The organism is Dietzia sp. CW19, assembly GCF_014145265.1.
Lineage (GTDB): Bacteria > Actinomycetota > Actinomycetes > Mycobacteriales > Mycobacteriaceae > Dietzia > Dietzia natronolimnaea.
In genome coordinates this window covers 1-3,306 of sequence record NZ_JAALEE010000077.1, presented here as the reverse complement: position 1 = coordinate 3,306, position 3,306 = coordinate 1, and the positions used below count along the sequence as shown (strand labels likewise).

General features: G+C 65.2%; 2 protein-coding genes and 1 pseudogene. 2 read left to right on the top strand and 1 reads right to left on the bottom strand.

Annotated elements, in window-relative coordinates:
- Nucleotides 1-132: 132 nt before the first annotated feature.
- Together G6021_RS02825 and G6021_RS02820 are read left to right on the top strand one after the other, a co-directional pair.
- On the top strand, nucleotides 133-975 hold the full coding sequence (locus G6021_RS02825) for a protein kinase (protein WP_182640630.1): 843 nt from the start codon (nucleotides 133-135) through the stop codon (nucleotides 973-975).
- Nucleotides 972-2,117, top strand: a complete 1,146-nt coding sequence (locus G6021_RS02820) for a hypothetical protein (protein ID WP_182640629.1) — start codon at nucleotides 972-974, stop codon at nucleotides 2,115-2,117. The genes G6021_RS02825 and G6021_RS02820 overlap by 4 nt, the downstream gene beginning before the upstream one ends.
- A gap of 999 nt (nucleotides 2,118-3,116) precedes the next feature.
- On the opposite strand, the pseudogene G6021_RS02815 reads toward G6021_RS02820, so the two are convergent.
- Nucleotides 3,117-3,306 (bottom strand): annotated as a pseudogene (locus G6021_RS02815) (hypothetical protein); the annotation flags it as partial.

Genomic DNA, 3,306 nt, shown 5'->3' with positions numbered 1-3,306 from the left:
CTACGCCGATTGGGAGACACGCCCTAACGGAGATGCCCACTAGTCAACGTGAAGGCGTCGCGCTCAAGACACCCGGCCCAGTCTGAGGTTGAAATGCCTGCATCTAGTCGTGGCGCCCCCTAGGTTGAGTGAATGAGCTCAGTCGACACTGCCTTGGTGCAGCAAGCCTTGACGTTGCTCGGCGTCACTGAGGTCTCGGAGCTCAAGCCTGGCGCGCAGAAGGACGTGCGTCTCGTTGATCGTCAGGGTGAGTCGTTGGTCATGAAAGTGATCGCTCTTGGATCCAGCGCCCCAGAGGCCCTCCAACGCGCCGAGCGTGAAGTCGTCCTTCTAGCGTCTCTTTGTTCCCCCCACGTCGTACAGGTGGCCTCGGAACTCGTAAGGCTCGGAGATCCCGTCGTCGGTGCCGCGTGGCTCGAGGAGCACCTCGACGGGCAGGATTTGGGCGGTGAGCTCGGCAGCGCTTGGTCCTGGGAGGAGACCTCCCGGCTCGGCCTGCACGTCGCTAGAGGTCTCGCCGCGGGTCACCTCAAGGGTGTCGTCCACCGCGACCTCAGCGCCAACAACGTCCGACACTTGGCCGATGGCAGCTACAAGGTCATGGACTTCGGGTTCGCTCGTCACACACTGTTGTCAGGCGTTACTGTCGCCGGCCAGCCGGGCACTCCAGGATTCGCAAGCCCCGAGCACCTGCGCTCCTACTCCGGCGCACCCACTCCCGCATCCGACGTCTACTGCGTCGGCATCCTCATGTTCGCAGCCCTCACTGGCGACGTGCCCGTACCGTGGAAAGGTGACGATGCCGACTATGTCGCTCGATTGAGCGCCGGGACGGTCACCGATCTCGCAACTCTGAGGCCCGACCTCACGACGCCGCAGCTGGCATTGGTAAATCGATGTCTGCACCGCCAACCTGCGCGTCGTTATCTCAACGGGACCCGATTGGCCGACGCGATCGAGGATGTGGCGACATGAGCGTTCTGATCGAAGACAGTCCTCGCAACCTCGCCGCGTGGATCGTTGAGGCCGTCAGCCAGAGCACAGCACAGGGCTGCGTCATCACTCCGTGGGCCACCCCCAAGGTCGGCAAGTCTTATCGGCGCTCCGCAGGCGACATGGCCGCGATGGTCCGAGACAAGGGCGGAGAGGTGTGGTTTGACGCCATCACCCATGCCCTGCAGATGGGCGGCGTCGGCGACTTCCGCTACTACGACGAGTACGACCTCTGGGCCGGATCGCGCGGCGATCTCTCCACGGCGGCGCATCGCACAGATCACGTACGCCTGGTGTTTGAGCAGCAGGACGCCCTCCAGGCCACTCACTTAGCCCCTACGATCCTGCTGCACCACGGCGAGACGCAGACAAGTCTGCACGCTCTCGAGCTAGCGACCGAAGCCGTCAAGCAAGACCCTGTGTGCTGGCTCTCCATCGCCGGCACTAGCCCGTTCTGGAGCAGCGGAGACGCTCTCGATGCGCACATCGGTGCCCTCGCACAGCTTGATCCGGCCGGGTGGTTCATCACGGTCGCCCGCCCGCTCTCCTCGTTGCCGGTGCAGGCGCCGCTCGAGGAAACCTTCGGGCTCTGCCGCACTATCCGCGCACTGTCCGAGTACGCGCCGGTCCACGTCTCCCATGGAGATTTGGCAGGACTGCCTGGCATCGCGGCGGGGGCCTTCAGCCTCGGAACAGGCTGGGACCAGCGGCAACGCGTGTGCTCTTACCCTAGTTTCGCGGCTCGCGTGAACAGCGGAGACGGCGGCGGCGGTTGGTACGAGCGACCGACCTTCGACGGCCTATGCGGCTCGTTGAAGAAGGCAGAGGCGCAATTGCTCGACAGCGCTGATCCGGCGCGAACCGCAACGCTCGGAGGTCTTCCCGCGCCCGGCCCGCGCGAGGCGTATACGGCTCACACCGCGACCCTGACCAACTTGGTAGACCAGTTGCTCGCCGCGAACGACTATCAGGGCCGCTTCGTCACGCTTCGAGACCGCTACGTCGCTGCCTTAACGGAATGGCCGGCGGTCAGCCGTCTCACCTCGTGCGAGCTCGGCGGCGCGGAATGGGTCGCACCGCTCGCAGCGGGCCTAGACCTCTACGGTGCAGCCGAAGGCTGGTAGCAGGAGATCGCGTCTGTTGCCGAGTCGGGCCATGATCTTCCCGACGGCCTGGCCCGTTACCCGGTCGACTGGTCAGTTTCCTTCGCAGACATCTAGCGTTGTAGAGCCGCCACCACGTGTTCCGAAGCCCACAAGCGCTTCGCGGAGGGCAATCGCCTCACCGATGGACGCCGTAGCCAAGTTCCGTCTACGACTAACCCTCCGCGGTCTGCGGCGACCTCACTCAACAACTCGTCCAGTGCCTTCGCGCCGACATGGCCCATGACTAACACGTAGCTGTCGGCCCACACTCGGTAAGACCGGACCTGGCGCAGCGCCTTCCGCCAATCTCGCACTTTCGCTTCCACAGCGTAAAGTCGCCCCACGGGTTCGAGCGGCGCCGGACGCACATAGCGGCCTGTGTTCGTTTCGATCAGCGCTCCCGCCCGTGTAAGCGAACTGACCCGCCGTTGGACGGTTCCTTCCGGCCATCCCACCGCTGCGGCAAGCTGCGATAGCGATCTTGCCGCGCGCGGATGGGCCACTGAGACCACACCAGCGTCGACTTCATGCAGCAATGGAGGGATTGGCAGCGCCATTCGCGCGGATAGTTTGGTTCTCGGCGCCACCAGCGCTGTCAGGTCGGGAATGCCCCACGGACCGGTCATTTCCTCGATCACCGTTATGCCTCGGTGGGCCCCAGCGAGGGCGCGGCAAGCGTGCAGTGCATCGGGGACGACCGCGAGCTCGTGAGACGGCTCAAACCGACGCCCTGCACGGGGCCGAGACGTCGTCACGCTCACCAAGGTCATGACTGCAAGACTAGTGCGTCGCAAGCTGAACAGATGAGCGCTTTCTGGCAACAGCGCGGGCCTGCGGGTAAGTCCCCTGTAGTGATGGAACTTTCCTTTGTGAGAGCCCCCACTAGAGCGGCCTTCGACGAGTCCCTCGACAGGAGCCTCTCCGGCTGCGTCACGATCACACCCCGAGGTCGCGTCGGCCTCGATGGACCCGGGAAGGTCAGCCGCTGCCGCTGCTGCGACCCTCCACGCTCCGGCCGTCGCTGCCGTGTCGCCGGACCAGTTCGACCGCGTCCCGGAGCCCGAGACCGGGGTGCGCGATCCGGAGTCGGCGGACCGCGTCGACCTCACCGGACGAGGCCTGCACCGCCTCGGCGACCTCGCCCGCCCCGAGCTCGGAGGCGATGCGG